The sequence below is a fragment of the Phaeodactylibacter xiamenensis genome, from assembly GCF_000759025.1.
GTDB classification, from domain to species: domain Bacteria; phylum Bacteroidota; class Bacteroidia; order Chitinophagales; family Saprospiraceae; genus Phaeodactylibacter; species Phaeodactylibacter xiamenensis.
Genome location: NZ_JPOS01000082.1, coordinates 211,573 through 233,368, shown reverse-complemented (window position 1 = coordinate 233,368; position 21,796 = coordinate 211,573). Strand labels below are relative to the sequence as shown.

The following is a 21,796-nucleotide window of genomic DNA, read 5'->3' as shown; positions in this document are numbered from 1 at the left end:
TAATTTCCCGACATGAAAGTAGAACTGTGGGCGATTGGAAAAACCAATGAACGCTACCTGGGAACCGGTATTGAAATATACACCAAACGGTTGAAACACTACCTGAAGTTTGAGTTCAACATCCTGCCTGACGTTAAAAAAGCAGGTAAGCTAAGCCCGGTACAGCTGAAGGACAAAGAAGGCGAAACCGTGCTCAAAGCTTTACAGTCCGGTGATTATCTGGTCCTGCTGGATGAGCGCGGCAAGCGAATGACCTCAAGCGCCTTTGCTGAATTCATCAACCACAAGTTGCAGCTGAGCCACCGGCGCATCATTTTCCTCATTGGAGGTGCCTTTGGTTTTTCGCCAGCGCTCTACGAAAGAGCCGACTACAAAATTTCGCTTTCGGACATGACGTTTTCTCATCAGATGATCCGGTTGTTTATGGCAGAGCAAATCTACCGCGCCATGACCATCCTCAACAATGAGCCTTATCATAACGACTAGAAACCACAACTATGAGTATTAGCCTGACGATTATCCTGATTGGTATAACCGCTCTGATTTCCTATCAGGCGTTCAACAACCGGGAGCTATTTTACAAATCTGCCTTTCATCCGGCTTCCATTAAGGAATTTGGCCAGATGTCCCGTTTTCTTACCAGCGGGTTTATCCATGCAAGCTGGGGCCACCTGGCCATCAATATGTATGTGCTTTACCTGTTTGGGGATATTCTGGAGCAGATTTTCACGCAATGGCTCTTTTCGCCAGCTATTGGGCGCATCGTCTTTCTGTTTTTCTACCTTTCGGCGATCGTAGTATCAGATATTCCGTCTTATTTCAAGCATCAGGACAACCACGGTTACTCTGCGGTCGGTGCCTCCGGGGCAACTTCGGCACTGGTGATGGCCTATATTTTGTTCGATCCCTGGAACTGGTTCATCTTTCCTCCGGTCCCGGGTGTCATTCTGGCGGTAGGTTACCTTTGGTATTCCTCTTACATGTCGAAGCATGGCGAGGACCTTATTGCGCACGATGCCCACCTTTGGGGCGCGGTCTACGGAGTTACCTTCATGATTCTTCTTGCCGCGCTGACCCAACCGGAACTGCTTATGATGTTCTGGGAACGGTTGATGGAAGGCCCAAGAATGCCAAACTTCTAAAATCATGTTTTTTATCCTGTCCAAAGTGCTGGTTTTCCTCCTCAAGCCCATCACCTGGGTGGCAGGATTGCTATTTTTGAGCTGGTTTTCTGCCAGGCCCAAACGGAAGCGCCGGTATGTGATGTTTGCCCTTGTGCTGCTGCTGTTGTTCTCCAACGGGTTCATTTTCAATATGGTAATCAGCGCCTGGGAGCCGGAAACTTTAACGGCTGATAAGATTGAAAAGCCCTACGCCCTGGGCATCCTCCTCGGTGGCTATTCCAACCTCAACATACGCCCTGCCCATGACCGACATAACCTCAGTGAACGCGCCAATCGTTTTGTCAACGCGCTGGAGCTGTACAAAAAAGGAAAGGTTCAGAAGCTGTTGCTGACCGGCGGACAGGGCTCCATTACCAAAAGGAACCCGCCGGAAGCCAGCGAGGTGGTCGCTTTTTTAGAAACCATGGGCGTACCACGCAGGGATATCATCGTGGAGGACCAAAGCCGAAATACATATGAAAATGCAGCCTTTTCGAAGGCATTGATCGAAGAACAGCAACTGCAAGGCCCTTTTCTGCTCCTCACTTCCGCCTGGCATATGCCCCGGGCCAACGCCTGCTTTAAACAGGTAGGATTGGAAGTGACGCCCTTCGCCGTAGATTACCTGACGGAAGAATGGGCTCCTTCGCCCGAGCAGCTCATACTGCCCAGCGCCCGGACTTTTTACTTGTGGGAACTAATCATCAAGGAGTGGGTGGGCATACTCGCTTACCGAATTAAAGGCTACAATTAAACGTAGAGAGGTTGCTTCTTAATTGTCTGATTACCAACCTACTCCCCTACTTCACCTGAATCAGTACAAAATCTCCGTCGTGAAAGGGGATTTCCAACAGCGGCTCGTAAGCCGGGAATTCACCTTCAGGCACCATCATAAAACTGCCCGGCTCCAAATCCTTATTAAAATGCACTGTTTTGCCGCGCAGGCGGTTGAGTTCGTAAATCACAGTGTAGGAAATACGGCCGTCCTGATACATATACAGTGGCGCCTCACCCGCAATGGCTTGTATTTCGTGAGCCAGGTCTGTATTGAACTGCCCGGCGCTCTCGTGCGCCCGCTGCGGAAGAATAGCAAACGCGAAGAGAAAGCGCCCGGCAACCAGCCCAAACAGCAGCCAGTTAAGCGCCAGGGCCGGCTTTCTGAAATGCAAAAAAGCCAGACCGGCAAATACAAGAGCGCCCAGGCCGGTGATCCATACACGCCCGGGCAAAAAGTCAAACGCGGGGACAATATTCAGGGCAATTGCGCCAAGTGATAGCACCACCAACAGTATGCCTACGATAACCCGAAAGGTACGTTCCCGCCACCGGGCCAATGCACCCCGCTCCTGCCACGCATAGATGCCCACGGACAACAGTAAAGGATACAACATATAAATGTAGCGCTGCTTGGCGCCGGGTGCCAGCCAGTAGACCACAAAATTCGCCAGGAACACAACAACAGAGAAAGCCAGTAAAGGCTGTGCTCTGATTTGTCTCCATATGCCCCGGTGCGTGGAGAAGAGCAGCAGTAGCAAGCTCATGGGCAAGGTGTCCTTCAAGGTATCAAGTGGGAAAGTGAACAAATGCTCCATCGTGCGCCCCAGGCTGTTTTGAACGGCAGTGCGCCCCACAGATTCGGAAAAGAGGTCCGCCAGATAATTGTCCAGGCTGTTGTACTGATTATAAAGGGCAAGGTAGCCCCCGGCAATGCCCACAAAAACCATGATTCCCAGCAGGTGCTGCCAGGAAAAGAGCAGCCGCCAGCGCTTTTGGTAAATCAGCCAGGATAAAACGGTCAGCCCCAGAAAAGGAATAGAGGGCAGCCCCTTGGTCAGCAAACCCACAGCGGCCAGCCCGTAGCTCACGGCAAACATCAGGCTCCAGCGCTCCTTCTGCTCGTAGTGGAAAAACGCCAGCATACTGCCCAGGGTAATCAGGCTGTAGAAAATGTCAATTTCTCCCAGCATGGAAAAGTAAAAATAGATGGCACCGCAAAAAACGTAGGACAACGCCCAGAGCCTGGCAAAACCTGCACTGAGGTGCCTGCGCCCTATCTGATACAAAAGCAGCAGGGTAAACATCAGGGACAAAACCGTAGGCAGGCGCAATGCCCACCGGTTGTATTCACCAAATAGCGCAGCACTGCCGATAATCAGCCAGTTAAATACAGGTGGCTTTTTGTAATAAAAGTCTCCCAACTGCCGCGGGACAATATAGTTCCCATTCTCTTGCATCTCCATAGCAATCAATGCCCGGCGAGGTTCTTCGAGGTAAACCGGCTGTACGCCCAGGTTCACAAACAAGCTCAGGAGCATAAGCCCTGCTGCCCATCCCATCAGGCGTCTTTCCAGTGATGATACGGCCATGCTAACGGTTTTGATACGCCCGCAAAGATGCCATTTTTTTTCCCGCTAATGTACGCCCGGATTCTCTTTGACAATAGCAAGATGAAAAAGACTCAACCGGGAGCAGTGTGGAAGCGTTTCTAAATCGGTACAAAAGAAAGTCGGGCATGAAACTGTGACGGTAATTACAGACCACTTTGCCCAAACTTTTTATTTTTGCCCGGATTATAAAAAACTACAAAGAAAAACCACGATGGCAGAAGATATCCAACAAGTAAAATGCCTCATCATTGGCTCAGGCCCTGCGGGCTACACCGCTGCCGTTTATGCTGCGCGTGCCAACATGTCCCCCGTACTGTATACCGGGCCAGAGCCAGGCGGCCAGCTCATGATTACCACTGACGTGGAAAACTACCCCGGCTATCCCGAAGGCATCATGGGCCCGCAGATGATGGAGGACTTCCGTAAGCAGGCGGAGCGTTTTGGCACTGATGTACGTTATGAGCTGATTAGCAAGGTGGACTTTACCGGGCCGGTACATAAAGCCTGGACAGAATCCGGTCAGGAAATCCACGCCAACAGCATTATCATCTCCACAGGAGCCAGCGCCAAATGGCTGGGGCTGGAGTCTGAAAAACGGCTGACCAATAAAGGTGTATCTGCCTGCGCCGTATGCGACGGGTTCTTCTTCCGCGGTATGGAAACTGCCATCGTTGGTGGCGGAGATACGGCTGCAGAGGAAGCTTTATACCTTTCCAAGCTCAGCCCGAAAGTGCACATGCTCGTGCGCCGGGACGAGCTGCGGGCTTCTAAAATCATGCAGGAGCGTGTGATGAACACCGAAAATATCGAAATCCACTGGAATACAGAAACCGAGGAAATCCTTGGCGAAGAGGAAGTGGAAGGCGTTCGCGTGATCAACAACCAAACCAAGGAAACGTCTGTCATCCCGGTTAAAGGCTTCTTCGTAGCTATCGGGCACAAGCCCAATACAGACATCTTCAAAGACTGGCTGGATATGGATGATACCGGCTACATCGTGACGCAGGGCAAGACCACCAGGACGAATATTAAAGGCGTCTTTGCCAGCGGTGACGCGCAGGATAACGTGTACCGTCAGGCCGTGACTGCGGCGGGTACCGGTTGCATGGCTGCCCTTGATGCAGAGCGCTATTTGACCGAAGAAGGGGTGATTTAAATCAATTCCCGCTCCAAAAGGGGGGCGATGCTCGCCCAAAACATAGAAAATGGCTATATTACCGCCTCGGTGATATAGCCATTAATTTTTCAAAACCGAACCCAATAATATGTCAACTGCAACCGCAACCCGCTTTCGCCCGGGTGTACTTCACGGTGACGAGGTTACCGAATTGCTAAACTATGCAAACGAAAACAATTTCGCACTGCCAGCCGTCAACGTGGTAGGCACCAACTCCATTAATGCAGTACTCGAAACTGCCCGGGAGGTCAATTCCCCTGTTATCGTCCAATTCTCTAATGGTGGTGCCAGCTTTGTAGCCGGCAAAGGCCTCTCCAATAAAGGGGAGCGCGCTGCCATCCTGGGAGGAATCTCCGGGGCAATGCATGTGCACACAATGGCACAGGCTTATGGTGTGACCGTCATTCTGCACACCGACCACTGCGCGAAAAAACTCCTGCCCTGGATTGACGGGTTGGTGGAAGCCGGAGAGAAATTCTATAAAGATCGCGGCTATCCGCTCTACAGTTCTCACATGCTCGACCTTTCTGAGGAGAGCCTCGAAGAAAACGTGGAAATCTGCGCGAAGTACCACGAGCGCATGAGCAAAATCGGCATGACGCTGGAAATTGAGCTCGGTGTTACCGGTGGAGAAGAAGATGGTGTGGACAACACAGATGTCGACAGCTCTCGCCTCTACACACAGCCGGAAGAGGTCGCCTTTGCTTACGAAGCACTGAATAAGATCAGCGAGCGCTTCACTATTGCCGCTGCTTTCGGTAACGTGCATGGCGTTTACAAACCCGGCAACGTAGAACTGAAGCCAATTATCCTTAAGAACTCGCAGGAGTATGTGAAGGAGAAATTTGGTACAGGAGATAACCCTATCAACTTCGTATTCCACGGTGGTTCCGGTTCTTCCCGCGAAGAAATCCGTGAAGCTATCGAATACGGAGCCATCAAGATGAATATCGATACCGATTTGCAGTGGGCCTTCTGGGACGGCATCCGCAACTATGATCAGAAGCACCATGACTATCTGCAGGCTCAAATTGGCAACCCGGATGGTGATGATGTACCGAACAAGAAGTTCTACGATCCCCGGAAATGGCTGCGTGCGGCTGAAGAAAGCTTCAAAACCCGCCTGAAGCAGGCATTTGAAGACCTGAACTGCATCGATCAGAATAAGTAAGCGAAAGACAACCTTAAACAGGTATGTTTACCGCAGTCCTTACCGGGCTGCGGTTTTTTTTGCCCGTTTAAAACACTACAGTGCCCAACTCTTTTGCCAGTTCATTGCGCAACTGTTTCAGCTTTTGGTCCAGTTTCAGGTGGACCATGTAATCCCCCTCTCCTTTTTCCATTACTGCTTTGAGCTGATCGGCATTTTGTCTGATCATGCGGTTGAGTTTGCGCAGCCGGAACCGTTTCATGGCAGAAAGGCTGTCTTTGGCAAAATTCTCATCGGGCATTTTCTGGGTGTTTAGGAAAATTTCCCACTTATTCGCCCAGTTTTCGCTGTATTCATAAGGAGAAGCCGACAAGTCCACGGCCAGCCGCTGCACATCGTCCTCAATATGGTGTAGGAACAGCTTGGGCGTAACAGCCTTGCCCTCCGACAGTGCCTCTATGGCAATTTGAAATACCCGCTGATACAGGCTGTTGTCGAACTCATCAAGCACATCTTCCACATTGGCGATGAGGTACTCAGCAACGGTAAGACCATCCTCCTGATCAAACTGAGCATCACCGCCAGTAACCAGGATCCGGACCAGGTCCCGCTCCTGGAAACCATCGCCAACTGGTTTTTCCCGAACGGGAGCCGGCATTTCTTCCGGCGGCAGCTCTTCAAACGGCAGGTCTGTAATTCCTCCCGGCTCTTCAGTAGGGAAAGGCGGTTCGTCTCCGGCACCGGGAGGAGGAGGCCCCTGAGGCAGCGATTTGGGAGACGATGGTGGAGGTGCTTCCTGCAGGCGGCGGGCACGTTCCTGCTGACGGGCTTCCCGCTGACGCTCCTGCTCCTTTTTGCGCAGCCTTGCCTCCACAGCTTTATTGGCCTCATTGACCAGGAGCTGCTCGTCCACGCCCATCAGGTTGGCACACTCCCGGACGTACAGCGAGCGTTTGATCGGGTCAGGAATCTTAGAAATACTCTCAACGATTTCCTGTATGAGTTTGGACAGCTTCACCGGGTCGCCTGCAGCTTCCTCCTGCAACAGCCCCGCCTGAAACATGATGAAGTCCTTAGCTTCCTGATCAATGTAGTTCCGGAAAGCATCCGTGCCTACAGATTGCACATAGGAATCAGGGTCTTCGCCATCCGGCAGGAGTACGATTTTGACATTCAACCCCTGCTCCAGTACCAGTCCGAGCCCCCGCAGGGCAGCCTTCACCCCGGCTTTATCCCCATCGTAGAGGATTTTTATGTTCTCCGTATAGCGCTTGATCAGGCCAATTTGCCCCACCGTTAGCGAGGTGCCCGATGAAGCCACGACATTTTTCACATCTGCCTGATGCAGGGAAATCACATCGGTGTAGCCTTCCACCAGTATGCACTCATCGCGCTTGCGGATGGCCTGCTTGGCATGGAAAGCACCGTAAAGGACTTTGCTTTTGTTGTAGACTTCCGTCTCCGGCGTATTGACGTACTTCGGGGCCTTGACATCCTTCACGAGGATCCGCCCGCCGAAACCTATGACCTTTCCGGAGAGATTGTGAATGGGGAACATCACCCGGTCCCGGAAAAAATCCCGCCAGTACTGTGAAGTTAGTCCGAGCTGCTTCAGCAAATCTGCGTTATACCCTTTTTGGACGGCAGTCAGGGTAAAGGTGTCTTTACCGGCAGGGGCATACCCCAGTCCAAACTTTTTGATGACCTCTTCCCGGAAGCCCCGTTGCTTGAAGTAGCTCAGGGCTACGCTTTTGCCCCGGTCAGTCTCAAACATCTGTTCCTGATAAAACTGTTTGGCAAACTCGTTGACCAAAAACAAGCTTTCCTGATGCTGCCGCTCGGCACGGGCCTCGTCACTGACTTCCGTTTCCTCTATTTCGATACCATACTTATTGGCCAGGTAGCGCAGGCCCTCCGGGTAAGAGAGCTGCTCGTGCTCCATGACAAACTTCAGGGCATCACCACCTTCTCCGCAGCCGAAACATTTGTAAATCCCCTTAGAAGGCGAAACGGTGAAAGAAGGCGTTTTCTCATTGTGAAAAGGGCATAGCCCAATCAAATTTACACCCCGCCGCTTAAGATTAACGAAGTCTTCGACCACATCCTCCACCCGGGCGGTTTCCATGATTTCATCTATGGTCTTTTGCTTGATCATAGTGCCGAAAATACAATTTTTGCCCCGAACAGTCCATGTGCTATTGGAGCCTGCGGTTCTTTTTTATGCTTTAACAAGGTATTAACGCCACTCTTTCCCAGTCATTTTAACGTGCAACCCAGCGCTTATCAGAGCATTAGCAGATTCAGTTAACGGACGTTAAAAACGCTAACATCCTTCCGTATAACAATTCCCCTCCGGCTATCGTATTAGGAGCGAACAATTTAATGGGTGTTCTCATAGTGTGGGCTGCCCCGCCTCCGAAAAGGATGTGCGGGGCAGCGTTTTTTATGGCACCCCGCAAACGTTCAACTCCTGGGCCTTAGCAACAATTTAAAAAAAAAAAAACAGCCATCATTAAACAAATAGTGCAAAAAGGCTGTATATTTGAGTATACAGAGAGAGCGCGTTAGTGAGCCCGCTGCACCTTCCTTCAAAATAGCAGCGGGTTTTTTTATGCCCTATATTAAGCATCTCCCTACCTAATCCACTGATAACCAAGATAGCATATAACAGATTACCTCTTATTGGTTCCCCGGTTGAGGCTTCACTGTGGTAGAATCTGCCGCTTCTATGAAAAAAAAGCGGGCAGACTTTGGGGTAAAAAACATGGATTGGACATAATCCGGCTGACGGGTAATGAGGATAGGCGCGGTGGTGCCGGAAGAATTGAGGGCCACACCTTCCAGGTCTACTTCTGCTGTGAAGTCTTTGTAAGTCATCCGGTCGTACTGACTCAGTCCCAGGCGGGAGGTTACAGTCACCTTCTCCGGGAAAATCCGGATGCTATCGGGCGCATTCTTGACCACTACAGGGACGTAAACCGATTTTTCCGTGAAGGATTCGACTTCGATCTGAGCCTCGGTTTGTTCCGGTGAAAGAGCAAGTTCCGGAGGTGGTTTTTGTAAGCGTACGGTAGTCAGCAGGCTTTGCTTCAGATTGCTGAATACGATAGAATCCGAAGACCAGGATTCATACTGACTAACGATGGATTGTGGCCCAATAAGGGTTACAGAGTCCGGAGACAAGGCAACCGGAGCTTTCAGCTGATGGTCAGGAGCAAAGCTCAGGACGGTGACCGGTACAATGGGTACCCGACGGCTAGCCTGTTCTTCCGCGCGGAGGTTCAGCTGATCGTAATTGATTTCCAGTACGCTGATGTCGTCAGAATAAAGCTGTGCCTGAATATCGCTTCGCAATTGCCCGCGGGAAAGATTTAGACGGCTAATGCCATCCATATTATAGGTCAGCCCCAGCTCGCGACTGTAGAAGTGGTCAAAGAGCAGGTCCCAGCCGGTGCCTTCCAGGTCAACCACGAGGTTGTCCGGCGGCAGCGCAGAGAGGGAAGAACCTTTGGGCAGTTCGATATTGAAATAAACCTCCTTCTGCGCGCGGTACGTTTGAGAGAGCTTGATCAGCAACCAAAAGACGAAGGCTATCCCGATACAAGCAAGCAGGATAGCCCGGTCTTCTTTCAGTTGAAACTTGAATATTTGCTTATTTATCTTGATCATCGCCTTCTGATACGAAGGACTCCGTCATCTCCTTGGAAATCGCACTGCGCGTCACCCGGATGAAGGTTTTGTTGGAGACTTCAAGGGTGGCTTCCGTTTCACTCAGCTTATTGATACGGCCAATAATGCCGCTGGCGGTAACCACTTCGTCCCCTTTCTGCAGCCCTTCGTTAAATGATTTTTGTTCTTTTTGCCGTTTCTGCTGCGGGCGGATCAGAAACAGGTAAAAAATTACAATCATTGCACCAATGAACACCAGGTTCATCATGCCTGCATTGCCGCCCGCTTGTAGCAGTAAGATAGCGTTTTGAGTCATGTTTAAGATGAATTTCGTTTGTTTTTATTGTTCAGCGCCTTCTTCCTGTACGAAGCCGCGCAAATATACTTTTGTCGTTGCCGGGTAGGAATTCGCCGTAATAATAACAGGCTTTACCTGCCGCGCCCGTTTGTTTTTGGTATCGAAGCGGACGAAAATCTCGCCCTCCTCTCCTACCGGTATCGGGTCTTTCGGCCATTCCGGCACAGTGCAGCCGCACGTTGAGCGGGCGCCCTGAATGACAAGCGGAGCCTTGCCCGTATTCCTAAATTTGAAAGTATGCTCAATGATTTCCCCTTCCGCCACTTCACCAAATTCATAGTTCTTCTCCTCAAAACTCATTTTGGCCACATTGACGGTGTCGATAGGCGTATCCACAGAAACCGGGTTGCGAATAATATCCGCATTGCTGATGGCACCATCCTTTTTAATCTCCTGAAGGGTCTTTTCGGAACTACTTTCGGGCTGTTGGCTGTCGTTGCTGCAAGAGGTGAACAGGAACAGGGATACGAACAAAAAGACCGGCAGTGATTTCATCATAGCATTTCTATTTTTCAGCACAAAGGTAATGAACTCCATGAATCCTTAGCCAAATTATCAACTAATCCGGGAAAGGATTTGTTTTGTCCCCTGTAAATACCTACCCTCAGACATGCAGATTTACCTTATCGGATTTATGGGTTCGGGCAAATCCTATACCGGACGGCAACTGGCTCAGCTGCTCAATCGCCGGTTTATTGATCTCGACAACTGGATTGAGCAGGAGGCGGGGCTTTCCATACGCGAAATCTTTGAACAGCAGGGCGAAGCGCACTTCCGGAAAACCGAAGCCGAAGCTGTCCGGAAAATGGCTGAAGAACTGAGCGCGGTGATTGCCACCGGTGGCGGTACTCCGTGCTTTCACCAAAATATGGAATGGATGAACGCAAACGGGCTGACCGTTTACCTTGATACTTCGCCGGAGGTATTATTTCAGCGCCTGAAAAGCGGGCGGGGCCACCGGCCCCTCATCCGTTCCCTGACCGATGAGGGCCTGCGGGCATACATCAGCCAAAAGCTGCGGGAGCGCACTCCCTACTATCAGCAAGCGAGCATCGTCTATGCACAAAAAACTGGCGGGGAAGCTGTTGCAGAAGATCTGGCGCACCAATTTTCTAACATAACCGGGCATTAATGAATTGGGCAGGTGTAGATTACGGTAGCAAAATGGCAGGCACAACGGTCATTGCATGGGCTGAAGGCCGGGCGATCCGGCTGGCACAGAGCGCCGCCAAAAAAGATGCTGATAAGTGGGTCAAAAGCTGGGTGGAAGCACATCGCCCGGCTGTTTTATATCTGGATGCTCCTCTCAGCCTGCCCGGCGTTTACCACGCCCCCGGTGGGTACGAGGACTTTTTCTACCGGGCTGCCGATAAAGAGGTACAGGCTATGTCGCCTATGTTCCTCGGTGGGCTGACCGCCCGCGCCATGCGTTTAAGCCAGGAACTGAAAGCCCTGCAGTGCACCACCCTTGAAGTATACCCGGGGCAGCTTTCCAAAATCCTGGGCCTGGACCGCAAGCGGTACAAAAAAGGCAAAGCCTACCTGCAGGAAGCTACCGAGATGGTCCTGGCTCATCTGCCGGATTATCAAATGGCAACGCCCCCAACCAATTGGCATCAGGTAGACGCCCTGCTTGCCTTCTGTAGCGGATACCGGCATCAGCAGGGACTTGCAGCCATTTATGGTGACATTGAAGAAGGGCAGATCATAGCTTAACTTTTCAGAACCGGAAAAAAGCACTAGTTTTAAGCCTTACCAAATAAAGGGCTACTGCTGAGCCCATAATGGCCTGGCCCTATTCAATCAACCCAATTGCCTGCATGGCTTTCGAACTCACGATCCCGTTCTACGCTTTTCGGCTCCACCTCCAAACAGGCGGCAGCCTGCTCGCCCCGCTCAACGACCGGGAAGTACTCCGCATACGGGAAAAACTCCCCATTCTCGCAGGGCAATATGCGGAGGCGCTGCAAAATAAAGTGCTCAATCAGGGGCAGATCAGCGAACTGCTCAATGAGTATCAGCAGGGCCACTTTATCCCAGCTAAGGTCAAGGTGAGTTTTCCGGCTTCCCGGGATCAGTTCACCTATCCTGCCTTTGAACTTGAGTTCACCTACTACTTCAATCAGTTGCATCCCGGTGAAGGCATATGGGCCATTGTCCCGGCTCTGGATTTAGAGGCTTATTCCGCTGTCCCCGAAGAGTTGGAGCAAAAAATTATCGAGACTATACAACTGGACTTCGCCCGCCATCGTCGTCTTCAGGCTGTACAGGACATCGTGAGCGCGATCTGGTTTGACCTTATTGAACTTAAGCAGTACCCGATTACCCTTCAGGTACCCAGCCCCAAGGAACTGGAGCAAATGGGCAATAAGCAACAGGACCGTCTACTGCCCAAAGCAGCTACCGAACTAAAAATTGAAACGCCTGCCAGTTACGGCAGGGAAAAAGAGCTTAAGCAGCTGGCGCAAATCCTTACCGGCAACTTTCACCGCAATACCTTGCTCGTTGGCCCAACCGGGACCGGCAAAACCGCCCTGGTCTGGGAGCTTGCCCGCCGGCAATCCGAATTTAAGCTGCCCGGCAAAATTTGGGAGACAACAGCCTCAACTCTTATCAAGGAATTGATGAAAGATACCGGATGGCAGGAGAACCTTTTCTTGCTTTGCCGGGAGCTTTCCGGGCAGCCCGACCTTCTCTTTGTACGTAACCTAATGGACCTTTTCGAAGTCGGTAAATATGAAGGCAATACGGTAAGTATCGCAGACTACCTTCTGCCCTACCTTAGCCGGGGAGAGGTAACGCTGATCTCAGAATGTACGGATGAAGAGCTCGCCCGTATTGAAATCAAGAGCCCGTCCTACCTCAACGTATTTCAGCGCCTCACCATCACCGAGCCGGAGTCCGGCGAATTGGAGCAGATCATCCAGCAAAAGGCCAATGATCTGGCCAGAGGGCAAAGAATCAGTATTGACCCTTATGCGATTCAGGAGACGGTGCGGCTCAGCCGGCGGTTTACGCCCTACGATGGGATGCCAGGCCGGCCTGTCCGCTTTTTGGAAAACCTTCTCCTCAACCAGAGGGGCAAATCTCTGCCTGGTGCTCCTAATACTACAGTTGCTATTCACCGTTCCGAGATTATTGCCCAATTTAGCGAGGAGACCGGTATGCCGCGGTTTATGATCGACCCGGAACTGCCGATGGACCCGGAAGCTCTGCTCTCGCATTTCAACAGTAGAGTCTTCGGGCAGGAAGAGGCCGTTGAGCGGATCGTGGGCATTCTCTCAACGGTCAAAACCGCTTTGGCCCGTACCGGGAAGCCGATCGCCTCTATGTTATTTGTAGGTCCTACAGGTGTGGGCAAGACTGAACTGGCCAAGCAGCTTGCTGAATTCATGTTTGGAACGGCAGACCGGATGACCCGCTTTGACATGAGCGAATTCTCAACGCCTTATTCCGTTCAGCGGCTCGTAGGCCACAGTTTCTTTTCTGAAGGCCTTTTGACTTCAGCCATCCGGAAAGCGCCCTTTGGAGTGCTGCTGTTTGACGAGATAGAGAAGGCGCATCCGGTCTTTTTTGACTTGCTTCTGCAAATGCTTTCCGAAGGCCGGCTGACCGACAGTCAGGGCCGGCTGGTCAACTTCTGTAGCACGATCATCATCATGACGTCTAATGTAGGGGCTGGCAGCCTGCAGCTCAACCCCATTGGTTGGCAACAGGAGCAATCTATCAAAAGTGTGGAAGACCACTTCCTTGGTGCTGTGCAAAAATATTTCCGCCCGGAGCTCTTCAACCGGATCGACCAGATTATCCCTTTCGCCCCACTGGACAACCTGACCATACGCTATGTGCTGGACCGGGAAATCCAACAGCTCAAGCGCCGGGAGGGTATTCGCTTCCGCAAAATGAATTTTGTGCTTACGGAGCCCTTCCTGGAACATCTGGCTACCCGGGGCTACGACAAACAATATGGTGCCCGCCACCTGCAGCGGACGCTCCGGCATGAGCTCATCCTGCCTCTGGCCTATGCACTGAACCAACAGGATGTTGACGATCAGGTTGAGATTGTGGTTGACCTAAGAGATGGCAAACCATACCTGACAACGAAATCGGACCCGCTCGGGCTCGATTTATTACTGGAAGAATACACCAAAATCGCCTATGCGGACCACGCCAGTAACCTGCGCCGTTCAGTGGAAAAACTGATGGAAGGCAGCTCATATGTGCGTATGCTTTCCGAACTGGACCTGCTGACAGCCTCCCGCCGCCGCAAGGGCAAGCAGTTCTGGGAACAAAAAGAAAATGCAGAGCGCTATGGCATGCTGACGGATCAAAAGGCTCGCTTCGAAGGCCTCTTGCAACATACTGAGCAACTGGAGCTGCAGTTAGCGTTGTCCTGTCTCGACGTGCAGCCTTATCAGCCCGAGTGGGTAGATACCCTCGATCAGGTGGAGCAACAGCTGCAACAGGAAAAACTTAATCTTTTTGAAATCCTGAACCCGGACAATAATGAATGCCCGCTTTATATTATAGGTGAGGACCCCGAGCGGGTAGTCCGGTTTTATGAGGAGCTAACCAGGGATTTGCCTTTTGAGATAGCTGAAACAGCAGCGATTTGGCTGCGGGGCACAGAACCCAAAACTACCGTTATTTCGACGGTGCATAACTGGCATAACAGCAAGAAGCCGGAGCCCCAAAATACACAAGACAAACTGATTGGGGCCTGCCTGCTTTTTACGGGGCAAGCTGTCCGCGTTTTTTTTGAGCCCGAAACCGGTGTGCAGTGGTGGCAGGAGGGGCAATCAGAGTATCAGGAATACTACATCATTGCTGCACCTCAAAACCTCAGGCAGGCTCATGAACAGGTGCGGACAGCCGAACGCCTGTCTTTCCCGGCACCGCACCGCATTATTAACGAGGATACCATTCAGGATACCCAGTTTGATCTTAAAAGGGAACACCACGGTAATCAGTTACTGGAGCTAATTCAGGATAAACTGGACCAGGAGTTCCGATTCAACATTGATACGACAATTGGATAACAGACTATGAAAAAGACCATTTTCAGCAGCGCTATCGCCTGTTTATTGTGCTTTGCCCTGCCCGCGTTGGGACAGGAAAAGACAACAGATAACAACGACCAGCAGTTTTACTGGGTCGCCTTCAAAGACAAAGCGAATACGCCTTACACGGTGGATGCACCCGAGGCCTTCCTGTCTCCGCGTGCCATTGCCAGAAGGCAGAAACTAGGCATCCCGGTGACTACGGAGGACTTCCCGCCCAATCCCGGTTACCTAAAAGGCATTACCGAAGCCGGAGCCAAAGTGCACCATACCTCCCGCTGGCTCAACGCCGCTACCATTTATGGAGAATCGGCTATGTTGCCAGCTATTAAATCCCTGCCTTTTGTGGACACCATTTGGTATGCCGGCCCCTACCGGGCTAAAGGCAAAGCAAGTGTCGAACGGGACGCAAAAATGGACAAGCTGAAGAGTAAAGCCCTAACAGGACAGCACTACGGTTACGGCACTAAGCAAATCAAAGCCATAAACGGAGATAGCCTCCACCTGATGGGATACCGGGGCAAGGGCGTCCTGGTAGCCGTCATGGATGGCGGTTTCACCGGCGTGGACCGAAGCCCATTCTTTGACTCCCTCCGTGCTGACAACCGGTTACTAACGTCCATGGACATGGTAGATAAAGATACGCTGGTCTGGGAGTCCAGCAGCCACGGTACGAAGGTGCTCTCCACTATGGCTGCCAATCAGCCGGAAGTTTTGGTAGGTACAGCACCAGATGCCACTTACGTTTGCATCAAAACTGAAGATACACGGGGCGAGCATCGTATAGAGGAATGCCACTGGGTGGCCGGGCTTGAGTACGCGGATAGCCTCGGAGCAGATGTCATGAACTCTTCTCTGGGCTATACCCAGTTTGATGAGGTCTCTATGAACTACACTGCGAAGGACTTGACAGGGAGCATTTCTGTAGCCAGTCAGGCTGCCAATATTGCCGCCCGGAAAGGCATGCTGGTGGTCACAAGCGCTGGCAATGAAGGAAGCAGCCCCTGGCGCCGGATCGGCATCCCGGCAGATGCGGCAGGTGCTTTTTCAATCGGAGCTACTGCGCTAAATGGTGATTTGGCCAGCTTTAGCTCGGTAGGGCCTACAGCTGACCGGCGTATCAAACCGGATATTGTGGCGCCCGGTGCCTGGGTGACACTGGCCGATGCCTATCAATATCAGGTAACGATTGGGTCCGGGACTTCATTTGCCAGCCCTATTGTGGCGGGCATGGTTGCCTGCCTGCGCGAAGCTTATCCTGAAGCAAGCGTGGAGGAGTTGCTGGATGCCATCCGTAGTAGTAGCAGTCAGTCTGATTTGCCTGATGTAGCTGTAGGGTATGGGATGCCAGACTTTGTCAAAGCTTACCTTGCTCTTCGCAAGCATCCTTAAATAATAAAGACCGGGCGCTGGCATTAATTGTGCTAACGCCCGGTCATTCTGCATTTTCAGAAATACCTGGCTAGATTACCTGATGGTTGAATGGCTGTATAACCATTTCAGATACCACTCCGGAGGTAGGTTGCTGGCACATAAACCATACTGCACGCCCGGCTTCCTGAGCCGTGATGAATTTATCCCGGTTTACAGGCATATCAATGTCATCCCAGAATTCTGAATCCACGCCGCCCAGATATAGATTGGATAGCCGGATTTCGGTACGCTTCAACTCTTCACGCAGCGACTTCACCATACCGTTTAGCCCGTATTTGGAAGCAGCGTAGGCTGCCGCCGCCGCCATAGGCGCCCGACCCAGTACGCCAGGAATATTGATGATCATCCCTTTTTTCGACTCCTTCATCGGTGGCAGAAAAGCCTGCATGACCAGGAAGGCCCCCTTGAGATTAATGTCAATCACACGGCTCATTTGCTCGTATTCGATCTGTTCGAATTTTTTGAGGTAGCCTACCCCCGCAGCGTTCACCAGGATGTCGATTTGGCTCACTTTGCTATGGATTTGGTCTGCTACCTTCTGTACAGATTCGGGGTCGGTGACCTCCATTGTAAAAACCTGGTCATCGGGGATTTTATTGGCCTTGGCTACCTTCTTCAGCTTCTCCTGGTCTCTGCCGGTAATAAAGACATTCCCCTGAGAGTTTTTGATCATCTTGGTCGCTTCGGCTCCAATACCACCGGTAGCGCCCACAATCAGTACTTTCTTATTGGCTAATAATTCAACCGCCATAACTTAATTTCGCTTTTTAGTCTTTGATAGTCTTTAGAAATTCCGCGCGTACATTTTCATTAAGGAAACGACCGCCATACTCTGTGGTAACGGTGCTGCACTGTGTGTGTTTAATACCGCGCATTTCCACACACATATGCTTCGCATCCATGTATACGGCCACATCTTCGGTCTTAAGCACGCGCTTTAGCTCTGCCGCAATCTGTACGGTGAGCCGCTCCTGTACCTGAGGCCGGCGGGCGAAGTGTTCTACAATACGATTGAGCTTAGACAATCCAATCACCTTGCCGTTCGCGATGTAGGCAATGTGGCATTTGCCATAAATGGGCAGAAAATGGTGCTCACAGAAAGATTGTACCTGTATGCCTTTTTCCACCAACATCTGCCGGTAGCCAAATTTATTCTCGAACAGGGAAATCGCAGGCTTGGATTCAGGATTCAGCCCGCCAAAGATTTCCTTGACAAACATTTTAGCCACCCGTCTCGGCGTGCCATTCAGGGAATCATCATTCAGGTCCAGCCCGAGGGTTTCCATGATTTCCCGGAAATGCTGACTAATGATTTCCATTTTTTCTTCATCAGAACGGTCAAAGGCATCTGCCCGCATAGGCGTATCAACAGAGGTCGCGCCGTGCATATCTCCCAGTTCCTCAACCAGGTCTTCCCCATTCTTAGGCGCATAGCCATTTACTTTCCGGGCAATACCATTGCCGGAATATTTTGAATTCACCATAAAGGATGTATTTTGAAATTTTTCGGGTTATTTGAGTAGCAAATAGTTTACTATTGCCATATGATCTTAAAACCGATAGCCTAACACCAATTGCTGATAATTGTTTAACCATCGATCAACCGAAATGAAGCGAGCCCTGGCTGGTATCATTTTCTCCTTCGGGCTTTGGGCCCTGTCCTGGCTGGGTGGCTGTGCCTCTGACCCACCACAGCGCCAATCTTTTGAGGATTGCTTGTATGGTGCTCCGGAGCCCATTTTCGATGCATCCCTGCCGGGGGTTTCTCAGCATCGGTTTGAGCTGCAGCCTGGTAAAGGTGTGGAGCGTTTTGTGTTGAACCAGTCTACGATCGTGCAGATAGAACAGACCGGTTGCGATCAGATCAGGCAGGAATTCACATTCTCCTGGGATGCGGCAGCCCGAAGGGAAGACTGGGCTGCACAGGCTATTCAAAAATACCGGGAGCTGGGTGAATTAGGTGCGCCTTACCTCTCTTTCAGTGCGATCAGCGAGGTACTTCAGGCCCGGAAGGAAAAATTGCGCCCCCGGGGCGAAGCCATCTCTTTGCAGCCTGGTCTAGCATTCCGGATCACGGCTGCCGAAACAGGTCAACAGTCGAAACTCGTTACTGTCCTCTACGAAACTGCTCCCGAGGAGGAATAAAAAACAAAAATTCAGCCTGACAGGCATTGCCCCTGATTTACAAGGAATAGCAGGAAGCAGCATCAATTTGTACTGAAAAAATACAATATGTATTCACTTAACTTACAAGTTCTTAACCAAATCATGAGCACCTTTCACCATTTTGTTGCTTGACAAATTGTCAGTGAGAATATTTTAGAAACCGCCCCCTTTGTTCTACTTTTAAACTGTCAAAAAAAATGTCAAGCTCCCTACAGGCACAAAGATTAAGTATCAGTAAGTTAGAATGGACTCCGCTGCGGTGATAGCAGCGGAGTCCTTTTTTATGCCTTCCCGAGGTTCAAAATTGTACTATAAGCTGCTTTGTTGTGACAACCGCGTTTTGGTCAGTATATTTGCGGTAATTTCCCAGCAGTCTGAAAAGCTGGCGGTTTGAAAATTTTCGCCTACTCCTGCTGAGCGATTCGCAGGTAGACTCATAATTAAAACCAGAAATAAGAACATGGATAAGTTTGATCTGATTGTAGTTGGCAGTGGTCCCGGAGGATACGTTGCTGCCATTCGCGCTTCACAACTCGGTATGAAAGTTGGTGTGGTGGAGCGGGAATCACTGGGGGGTATTTGTCTGAACTGGGGCTGTATCCCAACCAAAGCCCTGTTGAAGAGTGCGCAGGTTTTTGAATACATCAACCACGCAGAGGATTACGGTATTAAAGTGGATAAGGCCAGCGTTGACTTCACCGGTATGGTGAAACGCAGCCGGAACGTGGCAGATGGCATGAGCAAGGGGATTAACTTCCTCTTCCGCAAGAACAAAATCACCGTACTCGATGGGCACGGCAAATTGCTCCGCGGAAAGAAAGTAGAAGTCACGGACAAAGACGGCAAAAAGAAAGAATACAGCGCTGAGCACATCATCATTGCTACCGGCGGGCGGGCCAAGGAGCTTCCTACCGTTCCCATTGACGGGGAAAAGGTCATTGAGTACCGCAAAGCGATGAGTCTCGAAAAGCAGCCTAAGAAGATGGTTGTGGTGGGTGCAGGCGCCATTGGTACCGAATTTGCTTATTTCTACAGCTCTATCGGCACGGAAGTGACCGTAGTGGAATTCATGGAGCAGGGCCTGGTACCCCGCGAAGATGCCGACGTGAGCAAGGAAATGAATAAAATCTACAAGAAAAAGGGCATCAATATCCTGGGCAACACCTCTGTGGAGTCCGTTGACACCAAAGGCAAAGGGTGCACGGTGACCGTTAAGAACCGCAAGACCGGCAAGACGGAAGAAATCAAGTGCGACGTTGTACTTTCTGCAGCAGGCGTAGCGCCAAACACAGAGAATATTGGCCTGGAAGCACTGGGCATCAAAACGGACCGCGGCCTGATTCAGGTAGATGAGTTCTACCGCACCAACGTTGCAGGTATCTACGCAATCGGCGATGTGACGCCCGGTGCCGCACTTGCGCACGTTGCCAGCGCTGAGGGCATCATCTGCGTGGAGAAAATCGCAGGAGAAAATCCGCAGCCTATGGACTACAACAACATTCCAGCCTGTACTTACTGCGTGCCTGAGGTCGCATCAGTAGGCTATACGGAGCAGGCGGCTAAGGATGCCGGTTACGAAATCAAGGTGGGCAAATTCCCATTTTCTGCTTCCGGCAAAGCCAGTGCAGCTGGTGCGAAGGAAGGCTTCGTAAAGGTCATCTTCGACGCGAAATACGGCGAGTTCCTGGGCGCCCACATGGTCGGCATGAATGTAACGGAGATGATTGCAGAAGTAGTAGCCGCCCGAAAACTGGAAACCACGGGCCATGAGATCATCAAAACGGTGCACCCTCACCCCACGATGAGCGAGGCGGTGATGGAAGCGGCAGCAGCGGCTTACGACGAGGTGATCCACCTGTAGGGACCATTAAAATCAGGGCTCATGCGCACCCGTTTGGATGCGTATGAGCCCTTTTTAATGGTGAATACTGGGGGGCATTTATTAACTCCTAAAATGCTCGAAAATCCGCTCAATAAACCGCTTGTCCTTAATGATGATATTGGCATCGCCCTTCATGGTCTGAGAAGCATCCAACTCCCGACCGAACTCTGTGACCAGGCCTCTGGGGAAATCAATAGTTAGGGCCACCTGCCCGTTGATCGGCACCTGACTGATAGATTCGACCTGCCCAATTGTTGACCCAAATTCCAGTACAGGGTACACATCGAAACTGACCACCACTTTTTTACCAGGCTTCACCGGGCTGGCTTTGGCCACCGGCAACCAGATGATGCCCTTCGCTTCCTGTTCCAGTTGCGGGACAACCACGCCAATTTCAAAACCTTCTTCGACAAATTGCTGCTCCGTAATGTCTTCCATATAAAGCGAGACCACTCCGGCTACCGGAGCCGTGATGACGTACTTAAACATCCATTCCTCTACGGCGCGCTGTAAGTCGTTAAAACGCTCCCGCAGCTCAATACCGGCCTGTTTTTTACTTTCAACGGAACCTTCGCGGACACCCGTTTTCTCCGCCCGGATACGCTCTTTTTCCAGTTCACGGTTCTTGATGGAAGACTCCACACTCTCCCGCATTCGTTGCAGGCTAAGCAACGACTCTCTGGTTTTCTCAATACGTGATTCAGCCAGAAGGTTATCCCGGACCAGCTTTTCCTCTCTCGCCAGCCGTTCCTGAACCAACTCGATTTGAATGTCCAGGTTTTCGATTCTCCGCAGGTCCGAGCGAATAATACTCTGTATCTTTTGAAGCTCGCGCTCCAATTGGTCAATGCTGTACTTATCGTAAGGGTTCTCCTCATACTGCTGCCTCACCTTCTGCTTCCGGTAGAAATCATAGAGCGGCTCCTTGATAGACCCCAGGACGAAGGTATCGGGTACTGAAAAGGCGAGCAGGGCAGAATCGGAAGGCGCCTCCATCATCATCATTTTGGACTCCAGCGTGAGCATATCCTCCAGGCGGGCATTGCTTTTGAAAACGACGATCACATCATTTTCCTTAACCGCAGCCTCATTTTCCACCAGGATAGACTGAACCCGACCACTGATATTGGACACCAGGCGCTTGGGCGGTTCTTTGGAAGACACCGTAATACCGGCATCCACCACCACCGGATATTCAATAAAATAACTAATATAGCCGAGCACCACTACGACAAGCAGTGCCAGCAGTGTGCCAAACCGAGCCATCCATGGCGGAGGGGTACCCAGGATTTCCTGTACCTCTTCGCTTCGGATTTCTATATTTTCGTGCTCTTGCATAGGTGGTAGGAT

General features: G+C 51.1%; 19 protein-coding genes. 11 read left to right on the top strand and 8 right to left on the bottom strand.

The window, feature by feature from the left end; genetic code table 11:
* Window positions 1–12 precede the first annotated feature (12 nt).
* From rlmH to IX84_RS22800, 3 genes are read left to right on the top strand one after another with little or no spacing between them, the layout of a single operon-like run.
* The gene (gene rlmH / locus IX84_RS22810; RefSeq protein WP_044226275.1) at window positions 13–486 is read left to right on the top strand and encodes a 23S rRNA (pseudouridine(1915)-N(3))-methyltransferase RlmH; all 474 of its coding nucleotides are present in this window, start codon (window positions 13–15) and stop codon (window positions 484–486) included.
* Window positions 487–497: 11 nt separating this feature from the next.
* Window positions 498–1,142: a rhomboid family intramembrane serine protease gene (locus IX84_RS22805; RefSeq protein ID WP_044226273.1), complete on the top strand. Its 645-nt coding sequence runs from the start codon at window positions 498–500 to the stop codon at window positions 1,140–1,142.
* Between the two features lie 4 nt (window positions 1,143–1,146).
* Complete coding sequence (locus IX84_RS22800; RefSeq protein ID WP_044226271.1) at window positions 1,147–1,917, top strand: YdcF family protein; 771 nt, start codon at window positions 1,147–1,149, stop codon at window positions 1,915–1,917.
* Between the two features lie 46 nt (window positions 1,918–1,963).
* Here IX84_RS22800 and IX84_RS22795 read toward each other — a convergent pair whose 3' ends face one another.
* Complete coding sequence (locus tag IX84_RS22795; RefSeq protein ID WP_044226268.1) at window positions 1,964–3,529, bottom strand: ArnT family glycosyltransferase; 1,566 nt, start codon at window positions 3,527–3,529, stop codon at window positions 1,964–1,966.
* 232 nt (window positions 3,530–3,761) lie between these two features.
* On the opposite strand from IX84_RS22795, the gene trxB reads away from it, so the two are divergent.
* A complete protein-coding gene (gene trxB / locus IX84_RS22790) occupies window positions 3,762–4,706 on the top strand; it encodes a thioredoxin-disulfide reductase (RefSeq protein WP_044226266.1) in 945 nt (314 codons plus the stop codon).
* Between the two features lie 109 nt (window positions 4,707–4,815).
* On the top strand, window positions 4,816–5,898 hold the full coding sequence (gene fbaA / locus IX84_RS22785) for a class II fructose-bisphosphate aldolase (protein ID WP_044226264.1): 1,083 nt from the start codon (window positions 4,816–4,818) through the stop codon (window positions 5,896–5,898).
* A gap of 67 nt (window positions 5,899–5,965) precedes the next feature.
* Here fbaA and dnaG read toward each other — a convergent pair whose 3' ends face one another.
* The 4 genes from dnaG to IX84_RS22765 all read right to left on the bottom strand — a co-directional run bounded on the left by dnaG (window position 5,966) and on the right by IX84_RS22765 (window position 10,402).
* Window positions 5,966–8,032 carry a DNA primase gene (gene dnaG / locus IX84_RS22780; protein ID WP_044226262.1) on the bottom strand — a complete coding sequence of 689 codons (2,067 nt, stop codon included), beginning with the start codon at window positions 8,030–8,032 and terminating at the stop codon, window positions 5,966–5,968.
* Between the two features lie 524 nt (window positions 8,033–8,556).
* Window positions 8,557–9,546: a CdaR family protein gene (locus tag IX84_RS22775; RefSeq protein WP_044226260.1), complete on the bottom strand. Its 990-nt coding sequence runs from the start codon at window positions 9,544–9,546 to the stop codon at window positions 8,557–8,559.
* Window positions 9,530–9,862, bottom strand: a complete 333-nt coding sequence (gene yajC / locus IX84_RS22770; protein WP_052516321.1) for a preprotein translocase subunit YajC — start codon at window positions 9,860–9,862, stop codon at window positions 9,530–9,532. The genes IX84_RS22775 and yajC overlap by 17 nt, the downstream gene beginning before the upstream one ends.
* Window positions 9,863–9,886: 24 nt before the next feature.
* Window positions 9,887–10,402 carry a DUF1573 domain-containing protein gene (locus IX84_RS22765; protein WP_052516320.1) on the bottom strand — a complete coding sequence of 172 codons (516 nt, stop codon included), beginning with the start codon at window positions 10,400–10,402 and terminating at the stop codon, window positions 9,887–9,889.
* A 112-nt stretch (window positions 10,403–10,514) separates the two neighbouring features.
* Here IX84_RS22765 and IX84_RS22760 point away from each other — a divergent pair, with 112 nt between their 5' ends.
* The 4 genes from IX84_RS22760 (at window position 10,515) to IX84_RS22745 (ending at window position 16,356) form a co-directional block, all read left to right on the top strand.
* Complete coding sequence (locus tag IX84_RS22760) at window positions 10,515–11,036, top strand: shikimate kinase (RefSeq protein ID WP_052516319.1); 522 nt, start codon at window positions 10,515–10,517, stop codon at window positions 11,034–11,036.
* Window positions 11,036–11,620 carry a DUF429 domain-containing protein gene (locus IX84_RS22755; RefSeq protein ID WP_044226256.1) on the top strand — a complete coding sequence of 195 codons (585 nt, stop codon included), beginning with the start codon at window positions 11,036–11,038 and terminating at the stop codon, window positions 11,618–11,620. Before IX84_RS22760 ends, IX84_RS22755 begins: the two co-directional genes overlap by 1 nt.
* A gap of 104 nt (window positions 11,621–11,724) precedes the next feature.
* The gene (locus IX84_RS22750; RefSeq protein WP_160213894.1) at window positions 11,725–14,943 is read left to right on the top strand and encodes an AAA family ATPase; all 3,219 of its coding nucleotides are present in this window, start codon (window positions 11,725–11,727) and stop codon (window positions 14,941–14,943) included.
* A gap of 6 nt (window positions 14,944–14,949) precedes the next feature.
* Window positions 14,950–16,356, top strand: coding sequence for a S8 family serine peptidase (locus IX84_RS22745; RefSeq protein WP_052516318.1), 1,407 nt, complete (start codon window positions 14,950–14,952; stop codon window positions 16,354–16,356).
* A 70-nt stretch (window positions 16,357–16,426) separates the two neighbouring features.
* Here IX84_RS22745 and IX84_RS22740 read toward each other — a convergent pair whose 3' ends face one another.
* Together IX84_RS22740 and folE are read right to left on the bottom strand one after the other, a co-directional pair.
* Entirely contained in the window at window positions 16,427–17,149 is a 723-nt protein-coding gene (locus tag IX84_RS22740) for an SDR family oxidoreductase (RefSeq protein ID WP_044226251.1), read from the bottom strand.
* A gap of 16 nt (window positions 17,150–17,165) precedes the next feature.
* Entirely contained in the window at window positions 17,166–17,786 is a 621-nt protein-coding gene (gene folE / locus IX84_RS22735) for a GTP cyclohydrolase I FolE (protein WP_044226357.1), read from the bottom strand.
* Window positions 17,787–18,006: 220 nt separating this feature from the next.
* Here folE and IX84_RS22730 point away from each other — a divergent pair, with 220 nt between their 5' ends.
* Both IX84_RS22730 and lpdA read left to right on the top strand, forming a co-directional pair.
* Window positions 18,007–18,543 carry a hypothetical protein gene (locus IX84_RS22730; protein WP_044226249.1) on the top strand — a complete coding sequence of 179 codons (537 nt, stop codon included), beginning with the start codon at window positions 18,007–18,009 and terminating at the stop codon, window positions 18,541–18,543.
* Between the two features lie 481 nt (window positions 18,544–19,024).
* Window positions 19,025–20,425: a dihydrolipoyl dehydrogenase gene (lpdA, locus tag IX84_RS22725; protein WP_044226248.1), complete on the top strand. Its 1,401-nt coding sequence runs from the start codon at window positions 19,025–19,027 to the stop codon at window positions 20,423–20,425.
* An 81-nt stretch (window positions 20,426–20,506) separates the two neighbouring features.
* Here the strand turns inward: lpdA and IX84_RS22720 are convergent, their stop codons facing one another.
* Complete coding sequence (locus IX84_RS22720; RefSeq protein WP_044226247.1) at window positions 20,507–21,784, bottom strand: HlyD family efflux transporter periplasmic adaptor subunit; 1,278 nt, start codon at window positions 21,782–21,784, stop codon at window positions 20,507–20,509.
* Window positions 21,785–21,796 lie beyond the last annotated feature (12 nt).